The sequence below is a fragment of the Mesorhizobium loti genome (assembly GCA_014189435.1).
GTDB lineage: Bacteria > Pseudomonadota > Alphaproteobacteria > Rhizobiales > Rhizobiaceae > Mesorhizobium > Mesorhizobium loti_G.
The window spans coordinates 1,292,946-1,313,045 of sequence record CP050293.1; the positions used below are offsets into that span (position 1 = coordinate 1,292,946).

Here is a 20,100-nt window from a genome sequence, read left to right on the forward strand (position 1 = left end):
CGAGACTATCCGGCAGACGCTCGCAGGGCAAGGTAACCGTTTGGTCAGGTCTTGACGGCGAAAGTGGAGATTGCGGCGGATCTCCCGCGAGACAGGCGGGCAGGGGCGATGTCGGCTTGCGGGTTCGAAAGACGTGACATACCGGTTCCCCTTCTTATATGATAAAGGTACTCCACTAAAGCGGAGGCACCTCCGTTTATTACGTGGGGGTTGACCCGGCCGGGTTCAAGCCCCTGACACGACGTGGAGAAAAAATTGGCCGCCGAGCCGTCCGACATTGCTGAACAGAAGGCCGAAGCCGCGGAGACAAAACCGCTGCGCGCCGATGCGCAGCGCAACCGCGACCGGCTGGTCGAGGTAGCCGCCGCAGTCTTTGCCGAGCGCGGCATCGATGCTTCACTGGAGGAGATCGCGCGCCGCGCCGGCGTCGGCATCGGCACGCTCTACAGGCATTTCCCGACGCGCGAGCATCTGGTCGAGGTGGTCTATCGCCGTGAGGCGGAGGGGCTGTGCGCGGCCGCCGGCGAGCTCGCTGGGAAACATCCGTCCGATGTCGCGCTGGAACAGTGGATGCAGCGCTTCGTCGACTACATCGCCACCAAGCGCGGCCTGGCGACCAGCCTGCGCATCCTGCTCACCACCAATTCGACGCTGTTCTCCGACACGTCCGGCAGGGTGTCGCAAGCCTTGCGGCAACTGGTCGAGGCGGCGGTGGCCGACGGCACCATCCGCGGCGACGTCGACGCTTCCGACGTGCTGCACGCGCTGTCGGGCATCTACTCAGCGCCCGACACCCCCGAATGGCGCGACCGCTCGCGCCGGCTGGTCAAGCTCCTGATGGACGGGTTGCGGTTCGGGGCGGGGAAATCCACCAAGGCCTGATGGCCCGCGCCATGGGTCCAGGGCAGACGAGAGCCTTGTAACAGGCATGTCCCTTGGTCATGTCCGGCCGGATTAGCACACCGCGCTTGCAACTGAACGAGAGCGGCTGTTAAATTCCTCACATTTCAGGCGACCGACAGGCCCACGCATGACTGCTCGCAAAGCACAAAGGACAGCCCGGCTGATCCATCTTCTGTCGGAACGGCGGGTCATCCATCTCAGCGAGGCGGCAACGCTTCTTGGTGTCTCCGAGATGACGGTACGGCGTGACATCGCCACCAACCAAGGGCAGATTGCCTATCTCGGCGGACACATCCTGGCGGCGGCCGAGATCGACACCGACGCGCCTTACGAACTGGCGACCGCGGCCGACAGCCATGCGGCGGCGAAGCGCGAAGCCTGCCTGCACGCGGTGCGCAAGATACGGCCCGACGAAACGATCTTCATCGATTGCGGCACGACACTGATCCATCTGATCGACCTCATTCCCGATAATTATCAAATAACGGCAATATGTTACGCCATGAATGTCGCGGAACGCCTGACCCGCAAACCCAATGTGACGATCATCATGCTGGGTGGTGTCTATCATCCGGCGTCGGCGTCTTTCTCGGGCACGCATGATTTCGACATCTTGAAGAGCGTCGGCATTAACGCCGCCTTCCTGTCGGCCGCCGGCGTCGATGCCAAACGCGGCGCCACCTGCGAGCATTTTCACGAGGCGGTGGTGAAGCAGAAGGTCATGGGCCTAGCACGGGAAAACTACCTCGTCGTCGATACCAGCAAGATCGGTAAGCTCAAGCGCGCCTTCTTCTCAGTCATGGACGGCTTCGACGCGGTGATCACCGAACATGGCGAGGTTGGACCGGGGTCGTTTTGATTCCTTTTGGCGATTGGCGGCGGACATCCATCGCTTCGTCATCCACGGGCGGAGCAAGGAGCGTAGCGACGCGGCGCAGACCCGAGGATCCATGCCGCGACCTCCGAGCGCCGCAGCGGTGCAGAACTTCCGCCGTGTTCTTCGATCCATGTCGCGGCATGGATCCTCGGGTCTCCGCGACGGAGCTTCGCCCGTGGATGACGAAGTTGGGGAGGCCTCTTCCAAATTCCCTGTGCAGCGCCGATAGCCGGCGGCCCGACTCCGTTTGACATTTCTCCAACGTGATGGAAAAGTCACAAAAAAAGTAAGAGAAGTCTCAAAAGGGACTCTCGACAGCCTGGGGTAGGGGACGCGTCAAGGGAAGGAAATGCAGGCGTCATGATCGAACAGAGTTCGATTTCGCCATCGTCCGGGGCCCCCCTTGCTGCGCGTCGAGGGCGTCAGGAAGCGGTTCGGCGGCGTCAATGCGCTGCGCGGTGTCAGCCTCGAAATCCAGTTCGGTGAAGTCCACGCCCTGCTTGGCGAAAACGGGGCCGGCAAATCGACGTTGATCAAGATCCTGAGCGGCGTGCATGTGCATGATGGCGGCACGATCGAGATCGACGGCAAACCTGTCTCGTTCGCTTCGCCCGCGCAATCGCGCGACGCCGGCGTGGCGGTGGTCTACCAGGATCTGAGCCTGGTCGAATCGCTCTCGGTTGCCGACAATCTGATGCTGGGGCGAGAGCCCAAGACGCGGCTCGGCTTCCTCAGGAAGAGCCAGCTGGTGGCCCAGGCCGAGGCATTCCTCAAGTCACAGAACATCCCGCTCGATGCGCGCGCCATGGTTGGCTCGCTGCCCTTTGCCTATCGCCAGATGACCGAGATCGCCAAGGCGCTGATGGGCGATGTTCGCCTGCTCATCCTGGACGAGCCGACCTCGGCGCTGACCGACGATGAAGAGAAGATCCTGTTCGAGGCGATCCGCGCCGTCGCCGCGCGGGGCGTCGGCGTGATCTACGTCACCCATCGTCTCAACGAGGTGTTCCGCATTTCGAACCGGGTGACCGTGTTCCGCGACGGCCAGAACGCCGGAACATTCGTCACGGCGCAAACCAATATGCGGCAGTTGGTCGGCGCGATCGTCGGGCCGGATCACGCTGTTCTGAAGGCGGGCGCGGCAACCGCGCAGAACGTGCCGTCATCGGCATCGGCCGGTTCATCTGAAAAACCCGTGCTCGAATTGGCTGATGTCAGCAACGACAGGCTGGACCGGACCGATCTCCAACTGCGCGGCGGCGAAATCCACGGCCTCGCCGGCCTGATCGGCAGCGGACGCACCGAAATCCTGCAAACCATCTTCGGTCTGCGTCCCGTCCAGTCGGGCGAGGCCAGCCTCGACGGCGTTTCGCTGAAGGGTATGAATCCGGCAGCGGCAATACGACAGGGCATTGCGCTGGTGCCGGAGGACCGGCATGTCCAGGGCCTGGTTCTCGAGCATTCGATCGAGCGCAACCTGACCTTGCCCCGGTTGCCCTATTTCTCGCGGCTCGGCTGGCTGCAGCGTCGTTCGGCGAGCGAGCACGCCAATGCCGCGATGCGCAGGCTGGCCGTCAAGGCGCCAGGCGCTTTGACCCTTGTGAAGAACCTGTCCGGCGGCAACCAGCAGAAGGTCGTGTTCGGCAAATGGAACGAGCCGCGGCCGCGCGTGCTGCTGCTCGACGAGCCGACGGTTGGTGTCGATGTCGGCGCGCGCGAGGAGATTTACGGCGTCATTCGCGCGGCGGCCGCGGCCGGCAGCGGGGTGCTGCTGGTGTCTTCGGATCTCTCCGAACTGCTCCAGCTCTGCGACCGCATCTCGATCGTCGTCGATGGCCGGATCACCAGGACGATTTCGAGACAGGAATTCGGCAACGCCGAGGTCCTTCATCACCTCATTCAACTTTCGCAGCCATCGGAAGAGCACGCGGCATGACCGACACAGAAAGCCCGACAAACGCACCAATGGCTAAGACCGCCGCCAACCGGCCAAGCCGTCGCTCGGCGCTGCGGCATCTGCTTCAGGGTGAGCGTCCCTACATGCTCTACGTCGCCTTCGCCGTCATGCTGGTTGTCTTCAGCCTGGCGTCGCCCTGGTTCCTGTCGATCGACAATTTTCTCAACGTCGGCCGGCAGACGACACTGGTCTCGATCATTGCCGTGGGCATGACGTTTGTCATCATCTCCAGGCAGATCGATCTGTCCGTCGCCTCGACGCTGGCGCTTTCGGGCATGAGCGCGTCGCTGGCCATGGCGTTCGTCGCCAACAACTGGGTCGTCGGCGCGCTGGCGGGACTGGGCACCGGGGCGCTGATCGGGCTGATCAACGGTGTCTTGACCACCCGCCTCGAAATCCCGTCCTTCCTGGTGACGCTGGGCACGCTGAGCGGTGCGCGCGGCCTGGCGCTGATGGTCACCAACACCAAGCCGGTCATCATCACCAACGAGTATTATTTCGCCATCTTCGGCGAGGGCTCGGTGCTTGGCATTCCGGCGCCGATCCTGTGGACGCTTGGTGTCACCATCGCCGGCATCCTGCTGCTTCATTACAGCGTCTACGGGCGGCGGGTTTATGCGGCGGGCGGCAATCCGACGGCGGCCCTCTATTCCGGTGTCCATATCAAGCAGGTCACCACGCTGGCCTTCGTGCTGACCGGCACGCTCGCCGGGCTGGCATCGCTGATCCTGTCGGCGCGTTCGCATGCGGCGCGGCCCGACGTGGTGCAAGGCATGGAGCTCGACGTCATCGCCTCGGTGATCCTCGGCGGCTGCAGCCTGTTTGGCGGCCGCGGCTTCGTGCTCGGCACGCTGCTCGGCAGCCTGATCATCGGCACGCTCAACAACGGGCTGGTGCTGCTCGGCGTCAGCTCGTCACTGCAACTCGTCATCAAGGGAGCAATCATCGTCGCCGCGGTCGCCTTCACGAGGAGGTAAGGCGCGCATCCGTGGACAACAGCAGAGAACCGCCGGCTCCAAACGGCAAAACAAACGTCAACGATCAACGGAGGAAGTCATGAACCACTCGGCACGAATCCTATTCGGCACATTGAGTCTCGCCGCCAGCGCCTTTGCGCTGTCGACATCCATGAGTTTTGCGCAGACGCCTGACACATGCGTCACCGGCGTCGACCTGGCCACGCTTGGCCCCAAGGGCATTGTCGGGCAGGGCCCGCACGGCGAAAAGGCAGCCTCGCCCGACGAGCTGAAATTGACCGACGACGAAGCCGCCAAGGTCAAGGCCGGCAAGTTCAAGGTCGGCATTTCCATGCAGACGGTCAACCTCGACTGGTCGCAGCTGCAAGTGGCGGGCATCAGCGAAACGTTGGCCAAATATGGCGTCACCGTCACCGGCGTGGCGTCGGCCGAATATCAGGTCGACAAGCAGATCGCCGACATCGAAAACACCATCCAGCAGCATCCCGACGGCATCATTTCCATCCCCGTCGACTTCACCGCCACTGCGCCGACCTACAAGAAGGTGGGCGAGGCTGGCATCAAGCTGGTGTTCATGGACAGCATCCCGGTCGGCCTTGAATCTCCCAAGGATTTTGCCTCGATGATCTCGGCCGACAGCCAGGGCAATGGCCAGATCGCGGCGACGATCCTGGCGTCCTGCATGCCCAAGGGCGGCACGATCGGCCTGGTGAATTTCGGCGTCGACTATTTCAGCACCAATGAGCGCACCAAGGGCGTCAGCGAGTGGATGAAGAAGAACCGGCCCGACATCGTCATGAAGCAGGTCGACTTCACCGATCCCTCGAAGGTGTCGCAGATCGCCGGCGATTTCCTCACCGGCAATCCCGATGTGAAAGGCCTGTATGCCGTCTGGGACCAGCCGGCGCTCGACACGCTGTCTTCGATGCGCGCGCAAGGCATCGACATTCCGATCACGACGGTTGATCTCGGCCTGCAGTCGGCGATCGAGATCGCCAAGGGCGGCCCGCTCAAGGCGACGGGTTCGCAGCGCCCCTATGACCAGGGCGTCGCCGAGGCGATGGCCATGATGAAGGCACTGATCGGGCAACCCACGCCCGCCTGGGTCGGCGTGCAGTCGCTGCCGGTGGTGCAGTCCAACGTGCTGGAATCCTACAAGACCGTCTTCCACAAGGATCCGCCGGCCGAACTGGTCGACGCCTGCAACAGCGCCAAGCCGAAGTGCAACTGAGGTAGTGGCATGGGCGCGGGAAATCCCGCGCCCATGATACCAAAAACGGCCATTCATCGTGAGCACGCGGTATGCTAGGCGTCACGGCAAGATAGCTTGATTTGCCTGTTATCCACGTTTTCGAGGGGATACGATGTATGTAGGCCGTTCCTACAAACTGATCGATTTCGCGTTGTGGTCGCGGCGCAGCGTCATCTACATGGTGATGGTAAGCGGACTGGCCGTCGCGGCCTACCGTCTTCCGGGTATCGCCGGCTTCTCGGTGCCATGGTCGGTGGTGCTTGTGCTCGGCACCACGGTGTCTCTGGTTGCCGGCTTCAAGAATTCGCAGGTGTTCACCCGCAGCAGTGACGCGCTGCAGGCCTTTACGCAGATTACGGCGAGCAGCCGGTTGTGGTCCAATTTCTGCAGGGACTTTCTCGATGCGCCGACGGCCCGGCAACTCATCTATCGCCATATCGCGTGGATGACGGCATTGCGCTTTTCCCTGCGGCGGCCGATGCCGTGGGAATCCATGGCGCGGGCCGCCAATGTCGAATACCGGCGGCGCTACCGTATCCATGAGGATGCGAGTTCGGTCGCCGACGAGCTGCGTCCGCTGCTCGCTGACCAGGCAGAGGACGTGCTGAAATCGCCTCAGCCGGCGATCACCCTGCTCGAACTGCAATCGGTCCAGCTCAATGCCTTGTTCAAGGATGCAAAAATCCCTCCGCAGATCTATGGCGAGCTGACCAAGCTGATCCGCGACCTCCATGACCAGCAAGCGCGCTGCGATCGCATCAAGAACAATCCCTATCCAAGGCAATACGCCATCGTCAGCTCAATGTTCGTCATGATCTTCTGCACCCTGCTGCCATTCGGCGTGGTTCCGGTGTTTGCCGACATGGGCAAACTGGGCGGCGTGCTCGGCCCGATCGCAATCTGGCTGACGATCCCGTTCAGCACGCTGCTGGGCTGGGCCTATATGTCCCTCGACCAGGTCGGCGAGAGCAGCGCCAATCCCTTCGAGGGCAACGCCAACGATGTTCCGATCTCGCAAATCTGCCGCGACATCGAGATCGAGCTGCGCAGCGGGCTCGGCGAGGTCGACCTTCCCAAGCCGTTGCTGCCGGTCAATGACATCGCGACCTAGGCAGGATCACAATGAAGGTGCGGACCCGATTGAACTGGAATCTCAGCGGCCAGCCGGCTGGAACAGCTCGACGAGATTTCCGGAAGGGGCCACCAACAGGATTTGCGATCCGCCGGGGCCTGTCACGATATCGTTGCGGAACGACACTCCGGCGGCGCGCAGGCGAGACACCTCGGCCGATATGTCGTCGACCAGAAGGTGAATGCGATTCCAGCCACCAGGCCGCGGTTGTTCGCCGTCGGGCATCGGCCGCCCGGCGGAGCTGGTCGGCCCGCTGAGCAAGAGCCGCAACGATCCGCCCTCGACGTCCGCGAAGGCGGGCGCATGCTTGGAGAGAAGCGAAAAGCCGAGATGTTTGCCATACCATTCGATGGCCGCTTCGACATCGTCGACCATGTAGCGCACATTGACCGTGGTTTCCGACATTCCTGCCTCCCGATGTTGGCGCCGCCGGGCCAAGGGTGTACGCTCGGCGTTTTCCATGGCTGTACGCTTGTCAGCAAAGCATAATTAGAGCGGCTCGACGCTTCCACCAGGTGAACCGCGCTGGCGAAGCGCGTGAAAAAATCTCGCCATGTATGTCACACCAGCGGATCCTGCCTCGTCATGATGTCGGCACCAACAGAAGGAAGCCAATCATGACTGCAAAACTTGATCTCTTCGCCGCTGCCCCTGCGCTGATGAAGGAATGGCAGCGCGCATCCTTTGCCATTTCCTCCAGCCTCGAGCCGAGCCTGGCCGAGCTGGTGAAGATCCGTGCGTCCCAGATCAACGGCTGCGCCAACTGCCTCAACATGCATACGGTGTTTGCCCGCGAGGACGGGGAAACCGAGCAGCGCCTCCATTTGTTGGCGGCGTGGCGCGAGGCGCCCTGCTATACGGATCGTGAACGCGCCGCACTCGGCTGGACCGAGGCGCTGACGCGGATCAGCGAAGGACATACGCACGAAAGTGCCTATGATGCCCTGAAGGCCGAGTTCACGCCGGAGGAACAGGTGAAGCTCACCTTGATGATCAATGTCATCAACGGTTACAACCGCCTTGCGGTCGGTTTCGGCGGTTGGGCCGATCCGGCGGCGATCCGGTCCGCGGCCAAGGCGGCGGCGGCCGCCTGATGACGAACGCGGGGCCTGAGAATACAGCGCCGGATTTCGGCGTGCTCGGGCCGAAGCTCAGGCGCGTCGCCTATCGCATGCTTGGCTCCGTGGCGGACGCCGAGGATATCGTGCACGAGGCCTTCATCCGCTGGATGAAGGCCGATCGCAGCGATGTGCGCGAACCCGAGGCCTTCCTGCGCCGCACGGTCACGCGGCTCTGTCTCGACCAGCTCAAATCCGCGCGCCGCCGGCGCGAGAGCTATGTCGGTCCCTGGCTTCCCGATCCGCTCGTGGAAGAGGATGACGAGGAAGACGTCACCTTGCCGCTGATGCTGGTGCTGGAGCGTCTTTCTCCGCTCGAGCGGGCAGCCTTCCTGCTGCACGACGTGTTCGGGCTTGGGTTCGAGGAGGTCGCCGCCGCCATCCAGCGCGAACCCGCTGCCTGCCGCCAGCTCGCGGCCCGCGCGCGCAGCCATGTCCGCGAAGCGCGACCGCGTTTCAAGGTGGAAAAGCAGCGCGGCCTGGCGCTGGCCGAGGCCTTTTTCGCCGCCTCGCGCAGCGGCGACATGAAAGCGCTCGGGGCGCTGTTGACGGCCGATGTCAGCGCCCATTCCGATGGCGGCGGAAAACGTCCGGCAGCGACGGAGCCGGTGCTCGGGTTCGATGCCGTCATGCAGCAATATGAGCGTGTGTCAGCCTGGCTCCGGAAGAACGGCTCGACGCTTGTTCGCTTGGGTTTCGTCAACGGATTGCCCGGCTTCGTCACGCTGGAAGCCGATGGCGAGCTGCAGACGACCGCGCTCGACATCGAGGACGGAAAGATCGCGGCCATCTATGTGATGCGCAACCCCGACAAGCTGAGGCACCTGCATTGAAACCTGTCCGCTCAGAAAAAGCGCGGCGGTTCTGGACCGACTAGCCTTTCGCTTCGACCAGGATCACCAGTGACTCCGGCACCACGCCGTCATGGGCCATCGCGTCGGCCGCCGCCTTGCTCTGCATCAGCGCGGCCATCTTATCCATGTCCGGAACGTCCATCATCACGGCAACTTGTTTCGGGTTCTGGGGATCGACAAAGGTGCGGATGTTGGTGATCCCAAGCGAGCCGAAAAGCTCCTTGCGCTTGGGTGAATTGAGCCAGTGCTTGCTGTCTTTGGTGATGTTGTGATGGCCGATAACGGTTGGCATTGGCATCCTCCCTGGTTCTACGCAATTGCGGACGGAAAACTGTTTCACGCTTTCCGGAATTGCTGAGGTGACGCCGGCGGCCGATATCGCCCGCCTGATGCTGCGATCCACCTGTGTCCGGCAGTGAGCGCCGTTTCTTTGGGACTGTCAATTAGTCGTTGCTTATGGATGATGGGCGCTCTGTGGGGCTGCTGATGCCTGGGGGAGCGTTCAAACTTCGAGGCAGACCTTGCCGAAATGCTTCTGGGATTCGTAGTGCGCGAAGGCGGTGGCGATGTCCTGCAGTGGGAAATGGCGGTCGACCACTGGCTTCAGGCGGTTGATCTCTATCGCCCGGATCATGTCCTCCTGGTCGGCCCGGCTGCCAATGGAAATCCCGCTGATCCGGATCTGGTTCGAAAACACGGCCGGAATGGACACTTCCGCCGCAAAGCCGGTCAGCACGCCGATCAGGGCGATGTGACCGCCCGTCCGGCAGGCGGTAATCGACTGCGCCAGCGTGGCGGGTCCGCCGACCTCGACCACGTGATCGACGCCGCGTCCGTCGGTCAAATCCCTGGCCTTGCGGCCCCAGTCCGGCACTGCCTTGTAGTTGATGACGGTGTCGGCGCCGAGGCGCCTGAGCCGCTCCAGCTTCTGCTCGTCGGATGACGTGGCGATGACCCGGGCGCCGGCGGCCTTGGCGAATTGCAGCGCAAACAGCGATACGCTGCCCGTGCCGAGGACCAGCACCGTGTCGCCCGGCTTCACCTTGCCGCACACGACCAAGCCTCGCCAGGCGGTGACACCGGTGCAGGTGAGGGTTGCCGCCTCGACATGCGTATAGCCCGCCGGTGCCCTGGTGAAGGCCTGCGCCGGCATGCACACATACTCGCTGGCGAAGCCGTCAAAACTGTCGCCAGGAATGTCGCGCCGGGTGGAAGGCGTCATGTCACCGTCCAGCCACCAGGGATAGAAGACGCTGACGACGCTGTCCCCGGGCTTGAATGCATCGACATCGCCGCCGACGGCAATCACCTCGCCGGCGCCATCGGACAACGGAACGCGGCCGTCAGCGAACGGTGTCTTGCCCTGCACCGCGAAATCGTCACGCAGGTTCAAGGCGCAGGCCCGGATCCTGACCAGCACATCGCCCGGTCCCGGCCGTGGTGGATCTTCCTCGACCAGGTCGAGATTGCCCAAGCCGCCCGGCGCTCTCAGCCTGACCAGTCTCATTGTCTTTCTCCGATATGTCGGTGTGTTGCGAAGGCGGAGCGGGGTGGCACCCTATTGCCGGGCTTGCCGGCCGGAGACCACCCGCAGCCAGGGCGCCAGATGGAAGGCGCTCATCAGGAGATACATCGCGGCCATGCCCGTGAGCGGCGAGGCGTTGGCGCCCATGCACAGCATGGCCGCATCGCCACTGAAGACACAGGTGAGCAGCGCCATCAGGGCGAAGGTGGGGGCCGCGGCAAGGCACAGCCAATCGGCGATGCCGAGGGTGGTGCCTTCAGGGGTCGTGCTACCGGTGCCGGAATGGATATCGCTCATGGTCGTTTTCCCTAATTGTCATGCAGTGCCGGGAGCGTCGCATGTGGCGGGGCGACGCGACCTTCCAGACTTGGTTTCCTCTCACTCCGTGAGGGAGAGGAAACCAAGCTGGATGAGCGTGCGCCACCCTTTCCCGACAGGTCCTTGCTACTCGCCCTTGTCGCGGAACACCGCTTCGCCGGCAGCCGACACTTCGGCCCATTTCTTGTCGTGCCCTGCGTCGTAATTGTCGTGCCAGTTCCACCAGGAATAGAGCGGGGTCTGCGGATAGCCTTCGGGCGAATCTTCCCAGATCTCCTGGCGGCCAAGCGGCGTTGCGTCGAGATAGCTCCAGACCGTGCCCATCGCCTCGTCGCCGCGGCTGTTGATGAGATAGGTGCGGAAGATGCGGTCGCCATCATTGATGAAGACGTTGTGGCCGTGCCATTCGTCGACGCCGAAGTCCTTGTCGAAGCTATCGGTGATTGTGTACCAGGGCATCTCCCAGCCCATCTTCTGCTTCAGCCGCGCAATGTCGGCCTGCGGGGCGCGCGAGGCGTAGGCAAGCGTGGTGTTGCGGGCGTTGAGATGGGCCAGGTGACCGACCTGATCGGCGCCGAGCGAGCAGCCGCGGCAGGCATGCTCGGGCCAGCCGAACACGCCGGGCTCGAAGAAGGCGCGGTAGACGATCAACTGCCGGCGGCCTTCGAACAGATCGAGCAGGCTCGCCTTGCCATTGGGGCCGTCGAACATGTAGGCCTTATCGACTTCCATCCACGGCATGCGCCGGCGCTCGGCGGCCAATGCGTCCTTGGCACGCAGCGTTGCCTTTTCCTTCACCAGCATCTGTTCGCGGGCGGCCTCCCAGTCCTGCCTCGAAACGATCGGCGGGGTCTTCATTGCGATGTGCTTGGTCATTGGTCGTCTCCTTTGCCAGTCTGTTGTTGCTTGCTGTCAGCCAGAATAGGGCGGTGAAGCGCGGGGGTGGGAGTTACAGATGTGACGGGATTTGCAGAAACTGGCCCGCCGCAGCAGGGGTGACGCATCCTTGCGGCGCTTTCGGCCGCGTCATGGAGAGGAGTGTCGGTTGGCATTGTCGGTTCTCCCTTGGCGTGCCGCGCGTTGCCGATAGAGTTGGCCGATGCGGCTTGCCGGTTGACGGTACGGACTTAAGTTAGGGCCGTGACGTGCCGAGGTGGGAGTTACAAGTGTGACGGGATTTGAATGGACTCGCTAATCACCGCGGCGGCGCTGGCGCTGGCCGGAGGCGATCCGCTCGGCGCGCTGGATCGCGTCGCCTTGCGCGAGGATCCTCCGGCGCTGGCGCTGCGCGGCATTGCCATGGCGCAGCTCGGCGATCTCGATCGCGCCAAGGCGCTGCTGCGGCGGGCGGCGCGCGGCTTCGGCCCGAAAGAGGCTGTGGCGCGTGCCAGATGCGTCGTTGCCGAGGCCGAGATCGCGCTGGTCTCGCGGGACCTCGGCTGGCCGGCCAAGGCGCTCGATGCGGCGCGCACAACGCTGGAAAAACACGGCGACCGGCTGAACGCCGCGCATGCCGGCCACCTCAAGGTGCGGCGCCTGCTTTTGATCGGACGTCTCGACGAAGCCGAAGACGTGCTCGCCGGGCTCGATCCGATGCCGCTTCCGCCGGCCTCGCGCGCCGCGCACGAGCTCGCCGTTGCCGGCATTGCGATGCGGCGCCTCAAGACGAAGCCGGCCCGCAGGGCGTTGGAGTGGGCGCGCCACGCCGCCCGCCGGGCCGGCATTCCGGGCCTGGTGGCGGAAGTCGAAAGCGCATTCCTGGCGCTGGACACGCCAGCAGCCCGGCTGATCGCCGGTGGCGGACAGCGCCCCTTGCTGCTCGAGGACGTCGAGGCGTTGCTGGCGTCGCCGGCAATGGTGGTCGATACGTTTCGCTATGTCGTGCGCCAACAGCAAACCACGGTCTCGCTGGCAACGCGGCCGGTGCTGTTTGCGCTGGCGCGCGCGCTCGCCGAAGCATGGCCTGGCGATGTGTCGAGGGCGACACTGATCGCGCAAGCCTTTGGCGGCAGGCACGCCGATGAATCGCACCGGGCACGGCTGCGGGTCGAGATCGGCCGGCTGCGCGCCGAACTGCGGGGGCTGGCCGACATCGGCGCGACCAGCCAGGGCTTCGCACTGTCGCCGCGCCTGGCGCGCGGGGTGATGGTGCTGGCACGGCCGATCGAGGAGCGGCACGCGACGGTTCTGGCCTTCCTCGCCGATGGTGAATCCTGGGCGACTTCCGCGCTGGCGCTGGCGCTTGGCACCGGCCAGCGCAGCGTGCAGCGGGCACTGGAGCAGCTTGGCGAGGCCGGCAAGGTGCAGTCTTTCGGGCACGGCCGGGCGCGCCGCTGGATGACGCCGCCGGTGGCGGGATTCACGACCACCTTGTTACTCCCGGCGCCGCTGCCGAGTGGTTAAGGTGTGTTGATGTTCAGGCGAGGCCGGCCCGCAAATGGCTGATACCTGCGCTTCCCCGTTCTACCGCGTCGCGGTAGGACCGTGCTCACATACGAAAACTACGCTCCGCTCCGGTTCTCGGCATCAGCCATTTTCGACTCGGCCTGACCTGAATCTCGACACACCTTGGGACCACCATCGAGGAGAAAGACATGAAACAGTCCGCAGCCGAAATCCTGCGCGAATACGGACCCTTTCCAGGTGTGGAGAGGGTGCATGGGGTGAGCTTTGACGGCAACAACGTCTGGTTTGCCTCGGGTGAGAAGCTGAACGCCTTCGATCCGGAAAACGGGCAGGCGCTGCGCTCGATCGATGTCGCGGCACATGCCGGCACGGCTTATGACGGCCAGCATTTCTTCCAGCTTGCCAACGAACGCATCCAGAAGATCGACCCTGATACCGGTCAGGTGCTGGCGACCATTCCGGCGCCAGGTGGTGGCGGCGATTCCGGGTTGACCTGGGCCGAAGGGACGCTCTGGGTGGGGCAGTACCGCGAGCGCAAGATCCACCAGATCGACCCGGAGACCGGGACAATCCTGCGCACCATCGAATCCAACCGCTTCGTCACCGGGGTGACATGGGTCGACGGCGAGCTGTGGCACGCCACCTGGGAAGGCGACCAGAGCGACCTGCGCCGCGTCGACCCGCAATCAGGCAAGGTTCTCGAGAAGCTCGACATGCCGGCCGGCATGGGCGTGTCGGGGCTTGAATCCGATGGCGGCGACCGCCTCTACTGCGGCAGCACATCCGCCGGGGTGGTGCGGGCGGTGCGCCGGCCGCGATGAGGCTGGGGCTGACGCCGAGGTCACACTTGCGGAGCATTTCGGCAATTTGTCGCTGCCGGCTGGCCGTAGCCTGCTGTCGAACCTAGATAGGCTGTGCACCGGGCGGACAGCCTGGACCCGCTTTACAAAGGACCCCGACATGCCCGAACAGCCCATCACGCCTGCACAGATCGCGTTGAACGACGGCTCCGCCATCCCCCAGCTCGGCCTTGGCGTGTGGCAGGTCGACCAGGATATCACCGCTGAAGTGGTGGGTTGGGGCATCGAGGCCGGCTATCGCCTGATCGACACCGCCGAAGGCTACCAGAACGAGGAGGGGGTCGGAGAGGCGATCCGTAGCGCCGGCGTGCCGCGCGGCGAGCTGTTCATCACCTCGAAACTGCGCAACGGCGCGCACCAGCGCGATGCGGCTTTGCGCGCTTTCGACGAGACGATGGCCAAGCTCGACATCGAGCAGATCGACCTGTTCCTGATCCATTGGCCGGTGCCCAGCCAGGACAGATATGTTGAGGCCTGGAAGACGCTGGTCGAGCTCAGGCAGGCCGGCCGCATCAAGTCGATCGGCGTTTCGAATTTCAACCAGGACCATCTGGAGCGGATCATCGCGGAGACCGGCGTGACGCCTGTCGTGAACCAGATCGAGCTGCACCCTCGTTTCCAGCAACGCGATCTCAGGGATTTTCATGCCAAGCACGGCGTCCAGACGGAAAGCTGGAGCCCGCTGGGCAGCGGCCGGCTGCTCGGCGATGCGACCCTCGAAGGCATTGCCAGGAAGCACGGCAAGTCGGTGGCGCAGGCGATCATCCGCTGGCATCTCCAGGAGGGACTGATCGTCATTCCAAAATCGATCCGCAGGGATCGCATCGCCGCCAATTTCGATGTCTTCGATTTCGAGCTGGATGCGCAGGATTTGCAGACGATCCGGGGCATGGATTCGCCCGAAGGCCGCACCGGGCCCAACCCCGCCACGGCCGCGTTCCTGTTCTGAGGGGAGCTTGAGGAGCCAACCGTAGAGCTGCCGATCTCCCCCCATGTGGGGGAGATGCCCGGCAGGGCAGAGGGGGGCGCTGTCCCGCCGCCCTTGCCGTTATTCTGGCGTACCCGCAAGCCCGGCCGCTATCACAATATGTTGGCAGACATTGTCGATGTCGCGGATGACATCGTCATTCCAGAAGCGCAGGATGGTCCAGCCATCCCGCTCCAGTCGCGCGGACCTTGCTTCGTCGCTTGCGACAGCGTCGGTTTCCGCATGTTGGGAGCCATCAAGCTCAACGATCAGCTTCTTCTCCGGGCAAGCGAAGTCAACGATATAGCCGGCGATCGGAAACTGTCTCCGGAAGCCCAGGCCCATCAGCCGGTGCGCGCGAAGCTCGTTCCAGAGCTTCAGCTCGGCTGATGTCATGACCTTGCGCATCGATCGGGCGTTGGCGCGGTTTTGCGGAGGCAAGGGTGAGTGAGGCATTGTCAGTGTTCGGTGGTTGTCGGGGTTGGCGCTCTACGGCGCCCCCTCTGTCCTGCCGGACATCTCCCCCACTTGGGGGAGATTGGCTACCTTCGGCCGTCTCTGCCTAAATCCCCGAGCCGTCGAGCTGCTGGGCGTCTTCGCCTTCCCAGGGCGCCGGCATGGAAGCGCGGCTGAGATTGGCCGTCGGCAGCGGCATCCAGCACTTCAGTTCCGGTTCGGCATATTCGATGACGCGCCCGGGCGAGGAGTCCGACGCGCGCCAGCCTTCCGAGGCGAACTGATCGGCGCGCGACCAATAGGCGAGGTCGACTTCCGCCGGCCCCTGTTCGGACGGGCGCACCGTGACCAGGATGCGGCTGCCATCCCTCGGCGCCATCGACATGTGGCGCCACCGTTCGGGCTCGTCCATCGCAATTCCTCCTCGCACCTGTTCGTTGGGTGGAGTGTCGCCTCGCGGTCCGAAGGGGTCAACCCAAAGTTTGCGCCAGGGGGCGGCTCTGTACGATGTCAGAACGGGATGGGATCAGGCGAAGTTGGCGACCGACATATACTTGGAGAGGGAACTTGAAGACGTCGGTCGCCAGGGGCGGGGTTGGGACGCATCACGTTGGGGACGCGATGCAAGGTCAGGCTAGGCGCTTGCCTGACATCTGCAATCGGAACGCCAGCCCATGGTGAACGAGTGGTTACTATCCACAGGGTTCGCCCGACAGACAGTGTCAGGACAGCTGTGCGCAACGCGCAACTGCCGGCCATGCGCGCTCGACGGGCTGTGATCCGGTTGATAAGCCCGTCTGCGAAAGGAGCGCCTGAGTCGAGATGACCGTTGCGATCGAGATGGGACACACGACCGCAGGCGCCCCGGCGAAGCTGGATCTCGAGGAATTGCTGGCCACCCGGCTCTTGGTGCAGGGCAATTCGGGCTCCGGCAAGTCGCATTTGCTGCGGCGCCTGCTGGAGCAGAGCGCGCCCTGGGTGCAGCAGACCATCATCGATCCTGAAGGCGACTTCGTGTCGCTGGGCGAACGTTACGGCCATCTGGTGATCGATGCCGAGCAGCATACCGAGCGCGGCCTGCAGGCGGCCGGCGAGCGGGCACGCATCCATCGCGTCTCCACCGTGCTCAATCTCGAGGGGCTCGACGCCGAGAACCAGATGCGGCGTGCTGCCGCCTTCCTCGGCGGGCTGTTCGAGGTCGCCCGCGACCACTGGTACCCGATGCTGGTGGTGGTCGACGAGGCGCAACTGTTCGCGCCGGCGGTGGCGGGCGAGGTTTCCGACGAGGCGCGCAAACTTTCGCTCGGCGCCATGACCAATTTGATGTGCCGTGGCCGCAAGCGCGGACTGGCCGGCATCATTGCCACCCAGCGGCTGGCCAAGCTCGCCAAGAACGTCGCCGCCGAGGCGTCCAATTTCCTCATGGGCCGCACCTTCCTCGATATCGACATGGCGCGCGCCGCCGACCTCTTGGGCATGGAACGGCGCCAGGCGGAGGCGTTTCGCGATCTGGAGCGCGGGCAGTTCATGGCGCTCGGCCCGGCATTGTCGCGCCGACCACTGGGCCTGCGCATCGGCCCGACCGACACCAGCCCGCGCAACGGCACACCGCGGCTGATGGCGATGCCGGAAGCGGCGCTCGAGGATGCACGCGCCATCATCCTGGCGGCGCCGCCGCCCGAGACCGTGCGCGCGCCGCGCCGCACGACGTCGCCGGACCTGCTCGACCAGTTGATGGCGGCGAAGTCGGCGGCGCTGGAAATCCGCCCCGAACCGGCGGAGCCGCAAGTCAGCGCCGAGGATCTGGCGGAGCGTCGCGAGCGCGTCGACCGCGTTCTGCGCGCCATCCTGGCGCAACCCGATGCGGGTTTTCGCGTGATCGGCGTGCTCTACCAGGAATTCGTGGTCCGCTGCCGCATCGAAGGCCTCGCCGCGGTCGTACCCGATCTGCCGGAGTTCCGCCGCATGCTGACGCGCGCCCGCGCCGGCCTCGGCTCCGAGACGACGCAGGATGACGCGTGGCGGGACGTTTCCGTCCGCGCGTCGCTGCTGCCCGACGACATGCAGGGCGTGTTCATGATGATCGCGCGCGCGGCAAAGGAGGGCTGGCCGTGCCCGAGCGACGCCGCGATCGCGCGTGCCTACGGCTCGCACTCGCTGCGCCGCGCCCGGCGTCTCTTGACCTATATCGAGGAGCAGGGCCTCATCGTCTGCCAGCTCGACGGAACAGGCCGGCGCACCGTGACGCTCGTGGAACTGGCCTGGGCGACGGCACCGGGTGATCCAAATGCCGCGGAGGCGGAGCAGGGGAGCCTGGCGCTGTGAGGGGGAGCGCAAAGTCTGTTTGCGCCCGGTCCCGCTGAAACCAACTGGATTGTCAGCCTGATGTGACCGGCGTCGTGCTTGCGGCTTTCGGCTGGTCGCCGACGGCAAAGACGGCGCTCGCCTCGCTGACGATGGAAACGTGGTCGCGCGCAGCCTTGCCGGCAGCAGCGCCGTCGCCACGCAGGATCGCGGTGACGATGGCGTCGTGCTCTTGCCAGGATTTGGCGAGCCGCCCCGGCAGCATGAATTGCGCGCGGCGGAACGGCGCCAGCCGGCTCCGCGTCATCACTGTCATTTCGTAGATATGGGCATTGTGGGCGCCGCGATAGAGCCGGCTGTGGAACTCGGTGTTGAAATATTCATAGTCCTCTTCGGCACCCAGCTGCACCAGTCGTGCCGAAGCCTGATGCTCGATCTCTAGCGAGCGGCGCTCGGCGCTGGTCATGCGAGCGGCCGAGAAGCGGGCGCATATCGCCTCCAGTTCGGCCATGCTCTCGAACATCGAGGCAAGATGCTCTTGCGTCACCACGGCGACGATGGCGCCCCGGTTCGGCCGCCTCTCGACCAGGCCCATGGCGCTGAGCTGGCCGAGCGCCTCCCGGACCGGGGTGCGTGACACGTCGAAGCGAGCGGCGAGCGAGGTCTCGTCGAGCTTTTCGCCGGGGCGCAGGAAGCCGGTGACGATCCGGTCGCCGATCGCCCTCACCATCTGATCCACGGTCGTGCCCGACCTGATCAAGTTGCGCTTCCCCGACAAATCTCCTCCGTCCCGTCTTCTTTTGGAGTCGGTCGGCGCACCGGCCCGTCGACTCAATACGACTCTCTATGCCTCTATTTTAATCTGCCTGTCAAACTGGCTGTTTTCAAGGCAAAAAGTGCATGCAATTGCCTGCTACATGAGCAGGTTCTTTTGGATCGATGATTGATTTAATTCAATAAATTTCGCCAAACGAACTGGCATGGCGATTGCATGCACTTTCCTGACGGCATGTTAACCGACCCGGAAAAGGGTCCTACAGGGGAGCATTCACAATGACCGCGAGATTCACGCTTAACCGCCGCGAGCTGCTCAAGACCTCTGCCGCCGGAGCCGCGCTCGGCCTGGCCTCGGCATCCTTTCCAATCGGCCGCGCCTTCGCCGCCTCTGCCACCGTCGGCTTCATCTATGTCGGGCCGAAGGACGACTATGGCTACAACCAGGCGCATGCCGAGGGTGCGGCGGCGCTGAAGGGCATCGAGGGCATCACCGTCGTCGAGGAGGAGAACGTGCCGGAGACGATCGATGTCCAGAAGACGATGGAATCGATGATCAATCTCGACGGCGCTTCGCTGATCTTCCCGACCTCCTTCGGCTATTTCGACCCCCACATGCTGGCCATGTGCGCGAAATTTCCCGACGTGCAGTTCCGCCATTGCGGCGGCATGTGGGACAAGGCCAAGCACCCGATGAATGCCGGCTCCTATTTCGGCTACATCGGCATGGGCCAGTATCTCAACGGCGTCGTCGCCGGCCACACCTCGAAGACCAAAAAGCTCGGCTTCGTCGCCGCCAAGCCGATCCCGCAGGTGCTGCTCAACATCAACTCCTTCCTGCTGGGCGCGCGCTCGGTCGATCCGGCCATCACCTGCCAGGTCATCTTCACCGGCGAATGGTCGCTGGCGGTCAAGGAGGCGGAAGCCACCAACGCGCTGGTCGACCAGGGCGCCGACGTCATCACCTGCCATGTCGACAGCCCCAAGGTGGTGGTCGAGACGGCCGCCGGGCGCGGCGCCTTCGTCTGCGGCTATCACGCCAACCAGAGCCCGCTGGCGCCGGAAAAATACCTCACCGGCGCCGAGTGGAACTGGGCCAAGGTCTACAAGATGTTCGTCGACGATCTGATGGCCGGCACGCCGCTGCCCAACTTCACGCGCGGCGGGCTGGCCGACGGCTTCGTCAAGATGAGCCCGCTCGGCCCCGCCGTCTCCGAGTCAGCCCGCAAGCAGTTCGACGCCACGCTGGCCGAAATGATGAAGGGCGGCTTCGCCGTCATCAAGGGACCGCTGAAAAGCAACAAGGGCGCTGTCGTCGCCACCGAGGGCAAGGCCTTCGTCGAAACCGCCATCGAGCTCGAAAGCATGGACTATCTGGTCGAGGGCGTCGTCGGCTCGACCGCGTGATCTGAGGGGAGCG

The 20,100-nt window shown here is 64.2% G+C and carries 21 protein-coding genes; 13 read left to right on the forward strand and 8 right to left on the reverse strand.

The annotated features are described in order from the left end of the window. Positions 1-255: 255 nt before the first annotated feature. From HB777_06260 to HB777_06285, 6 genes are all read left to right on the forward strand, one after another. Entirely contained in the window at positions 256-882 is a 627-nt protein-coding gene (locus tag HB777_06260; GenBank protein QND63546.1) for a TetR/AcrR family transcriptional regulator, read from the forward strand. A gap of 148 nt (positions 883-1,030) precedes the next feature. After that, entirely contained in the window at positions 1,031-1,762 is a 732-nt protein-coding gene (locus HB777_06265; GenBank protein ID QND63547.1) for a DeoR/GlpR transcriptional regulator, read from the forward strand. A 421-nt stretch (positions 1,763-2,183) separates the two neighbouring features. After that, positions 2,184-3,716, forward strand: a complete 1,533-nt coding sequence (locus HB777_06270) for a sugar ABC transporter ATP-binding protein (protein ID QND63548.1) — start codon at positions 2,184-2,186, stop codon at positions 3,714-3,716. After that, positions 3,713-4,714 (forward strand): ABC transporter permease, encoded by a 1,002-nt coding sequence (locus HB777_06275; protein QND63549.1) that lies wholly within the window; start codon positions 3,713-3,715, stop codon positions 4,712-4,714. The genes HB777_06270 and HB777_06275 overlap by 4 nt, the downstream gene beginning before the upstream one ends. 79 nt (positions 4,715-4,793) lie before the next feature. Then, positions 4,794-5,945: a substrate-binding domain-containing protein gene (locus HB777_06280; GenBank protein ID QND63550.1), complete on the forward strand. Its 1,152-nt coding sequence runs from the start codon at positions 4,794-4,796 to the stop codon at positions 5,943-5,945. Positions 5,946-6,078: 133 nt separating this feature from the next. Next, positions 6,079-7,077 carry a hypothetical protein gene (locus HB777_06285; GenBank protein QND63551.1) on the forward strand — a complete coding sequence of 333 codons (999 nt, stop codon included), beginning with the start codon at positions 6,079-6,081 and terminating at the stop codon, positions 7,075-7,077. A 42-nt stretch (positions 7,078-7,119) separates the two neighbouring features. Here the strand turns inward: HB777_06285 and HB777_06290 are convergent, their stop codons facing one another. Further along, entirely contained in the window at positions 7,120-7,503 is a 384-nt protein-coding gene (locus HB777_06290; protein QND63552.1) for a VOC family protein, read from the reverse strand. Positions 7,504-7,715: 212 nt separating this feature from the next. Here HB777_06290 and HB777_06295 point away from each other — a divergent pair, with 212 nt between their 5' ends. Beyond that, positions 7,716-8,192: a carboxymuconolactone decarboxylase family protein gene (locus tag HB777_06295; GenBank protein ID QND68681.1), complete on the forward strand. Its 477-nt coding sequence runs from the start codon at positions 7,716-7,718 to the stop codon at positions 8,190-8,192. Continuing rightward, on the forward strand, positions 8,192-9,049 hold the full coding sequence (locus HB777_06300; protein ID QND63553.1) for a sigma-70 family RNA polymerase sigma factor: 858 nt from the start codon (positions 8,192-8,194) through the stop codon (positions 9,047-9,049). The genes HB777_06295 and HB777_06300 overlap by 1 nt, the downstream gene beginning before the upstream one ends. A 40-nt stretch (positions 9,050-9,089) precedes the next feature. On the opposite strand, the gene HB777_06305 is transcribed toward HB777_06300, so the two are convergent. The 4 genes from HB777_06305 to HB777_06320 all read right to left on the reverse strand — a co-directional run bounded on the left by HB777_06305 (position 9,090) and on the right by HB777_06320 (position 11,789). Then, positions 9,090-9,362 (reverse strand): hypothetical protein, encoded by a 273-nt coding sequence (locus HB777_06305; GenBank protein QND68682.1) that lies wholly within the window; start codon positions 9,360-9,362, stop codon positions 9,090-9,092. Positions 9,363-9,572: 210 nt separating this feature from the next. Then, entirely contained in the window at positions 9,573-10,577 is a 1,005-nt protein-coding gene (locus tag HB777_06310) for an NAD(P)-dependent alcohol dehydrogenase (GenBank protein ID QND63554.1), read from the reverse strand. Between the two features lie 51 nt (positions 10,578-10,628). Then, positions 10,629-10,892: a hypothetical protein gene (locus HB777_06315; protein QND63555.1), complete on the reverse strand. Its 264-nt coding sequence runs from the start codon at positions 10,890-10,892 to the stop codon at positions 10,629-10,631. A 147-nt stretch (positions 10,893-11,039) separates the two neighbouring features. Further along, positions 11,040-11,789 carry a DUF899 family protein gene (locus HB777_06320; protein QND63556.1) on the reverse strand — a complete coding sequence of 250 codons (750 nt, stop codon included), beginning with the start codon at positions 11,787-11,789 and terminating at the stop codon, positions 11,040-11,042. Between the two features lie 306 nt (positions 11,790-12,095). On the opposite strand from HB777_06320, the gene HB777_06325 reads away from it, so the two are divergent. From HB777_06325 to HB777_06335, 3 genes are all read left to right on the forward strand, one after another. Next, complete coding sequence (locus tag HB777_06325; GenBank protein QND63557.1) at positions 12,096-13,316, forward strand: helix-turn-helix domain-containing protein; 1,221 nt, start codon at positions 12,096-12,098, stop codon at positions 13,314-13,316. Between the two features lie 191 nt (positions 13,317-13,507). Further along, positions 13,508-14,140 carry a PQQ-binding-like beta-propeller repeat protein gene (locus tag HB777_06330; protein ID QND63558.1) on the forward strand — a complete coding sequence of 211 codons (633 nt, stop codon included), beginning with the start codon at positions 13,508-13,510 and terminating at the stop codon, positions 14,138-14,140. Positions 14,141-14,279: 139 nt separating this feature from the next. Beyond that, the gene (locus HB777_06335) at positions 14,280-15,128 is read left to right on the forward strand and encodes an aldo/keto reductase (protein ID QND63559.1); all 849 of its coding nucleotides are present in this window, start codon (positions 14,280-14,282) and stop codon (positions 15,126-15,128) included. A gap of 99 nt (positions 15,129-15,227) precedes the next feature. On the opposite strand, the gene HB777_06340 is transcribed toward HB777_06335, so the two are convergent. Both HB777_06340 and HB777_06345 read right to left on the reverse strand, forming a co-directional pair. Next, positions 15,228-15,602: an endonuclease domain-containing protein gene (locus tag HB777_06340; protein ID QND63560.1), complete on the reverse strand. Its 375-nt coding sequence runs from the start codon at positions 15,600-15,602 to the stop codon at positions 15,228-15,230. A 106-nt stretch (positions 15,603-15,708) separates the two neighbouring features. Continuing rightward, positions 15,709-16,014, reverse strand: a complete 306-nt coding sequence (locus HB777_06345) for a hypothetical protein (GenBank protein QND63561.1) — start codon at positions 16,012-16,014, stop codon at positions 15,709-15,711. A 410-nt stretch (positions 16,015-16,424) separates the two neighbouring features. Between HB777_06345 and HB777_06350 the strand changes: the two genes are divergently transcribed. Next, the gene (locus HB777_06350; protein ID QND63562.1) at positions 16,425-17,927 is read left to right on the forward strand and encodes an ATP-binding protein; all 1,503 of its coding nucleotides are present in this window, start codon (positions 16,425-16,427) and stop codon (positions 17,925-17,927) included. A 52-nt stretch (positions 17,928-17,979) separates the two neighbouring features. Here HB777_06350 and HB777_06355 read toward each other — a convergent pair whose 3' ends face one another. Continuing rightward, complete coding sequence (locus tag HB777_06355) at positions 17,980-18,684, reverse strand: GntR family transcriptional regulator (protein QND63563.1); 705 nt, start codon at positions 18,682-18,684, stop codon at positions 17,980-17,982. Positions 18,685-18,959: 275 nt separating this feature from the next. Here HB777_06355 and HB777_06360 point away from each other — a divergent pair, with 275 nt between their 5' ends. Beyond that, complete coding sequence (locus HB777_06360) at positions 18,960-20,087, forward strand: BMP family ABC transporter substrate-binding protein (protein QND63564.1); 1,128 nt, start codon at positions 18,960-18,962, stop codon at positions 20,085-20,087. The last annotated feature ends 13 nt before the right edge of the window (positions 20,088-20,100 follow it).

Coding starts and splice junctions, on each gene's coding strand:
- HB777_06265 (QND63547.1), top strand. CDS start 1,031: ATGACTGCTCGCAAAGCACAAAGGACAGCCCGGCTGATCCATCTTCTG.
- HB777_06275 (QND63549.1), top strand. CDS start 3,713: ATGACCGACACAGAAAGCCCGACAAACGCACCAATGGCTAAGACCGCC.
- HB777_06280 (QND63550.1), top strand. CDS start 4,794: ATGAACCACTCGGCACGAATCCTATTCGGCACATTGAGTCTCGCCGCC.
- HB777_06285 (QND63551.1), top strand. CDS start 6,079: ATGTATGTAGGCCGTTCCTACAAACTGATCGATTTCGCGTTGTGGTCG.
- HB777_06290 (QND63552.1), bottom strand. CDS start 7,503: ATGTCGGAAACCACGGTCAATGTGCGCTACATGGTCGACGATGTCGAA.
- HB777_06295 (QND68681.1), top strand. CDS start 7,716: ATGACTGCAAAACTTGATCTCTTCGCCGCTGCCCCTGCGCTGATGAAG.
- HB777_06300 (QND63553.1), top strand. CDS start 8,192: ATGACGAACGCGGGGCCTGAGAATACAGCGCCGGATTTCGGCGTGCTC.
- HB777_06305 (QND68682.1), bottom strand. CDS start 9,362: ATGCCAACCGTTATCGGCCATCACAACATCACCAAAGACAGCAAGCAC.
- HB777_06310 (QND63554.1), bottom strand. CDS start 10,577: ATGAGACTGGTCAGGCTGAGAGCGCCGGGCGGCTTGGGCAATCTCGAC.
- HB777_06315 (QND63555.1), bottom strand. CDS start 10,892: ATGAGCGATATCCATTCCGGCACCGGTAGCACGACCCCTGAAGGCACC.
- HB777_06320 (QND63556.1), bottom strand. CDS start 11,789: ATGACCAAGCACATCGCAATGAAGACCCCGCCGATCGTTTCGAGGCAG.
- HB777_06325 (QND63557.1), top strand. CDS start 12,096: ATGGACTCGCTAATCACCGCGGCGGCGCTGGCGCTGGCCGGAGGCGAT.
- HB777_06330 (QND63558.1), top strand. CDS start 13,508: ATGAAACAGTCCGCAGCCGAAATCCTGCGCGAATACGGACCCTTTCCA.
- HB777_06335 (QND63559.1), top strand. CDS start 14,280: ATGCCCGAACAGCCCATCACGCCTGCACAGATCGCGTTGAACGACGGC.
- HB777_06340 (QND63560.1), bottom strand. CDS start 15,602: ATGCCTCACTCACCCTTGCCTCCGCAAAACCGCGCCAACGCCCGATCG.
- HB777_06345 (QND63561.1), bottom strand. CDS start 16,014: ATGGACGAGCCCGAACGGTGGCGCCACATGTCGATGGCGCCGAGGGAT.
- HB777_06350 (QND63562.1), top strand. CDS start 16,425: ATGACCGTTGCGATCGAGATGGGACACACGACCGCAGGCGCCCCGGCG.
- HB777_06360 (QND63564.1), top strand. CDS start 18,960: ATGACCGCGAGATTCACGCTTAACCGCCGCGAGCTGCTCAAGACCTCT.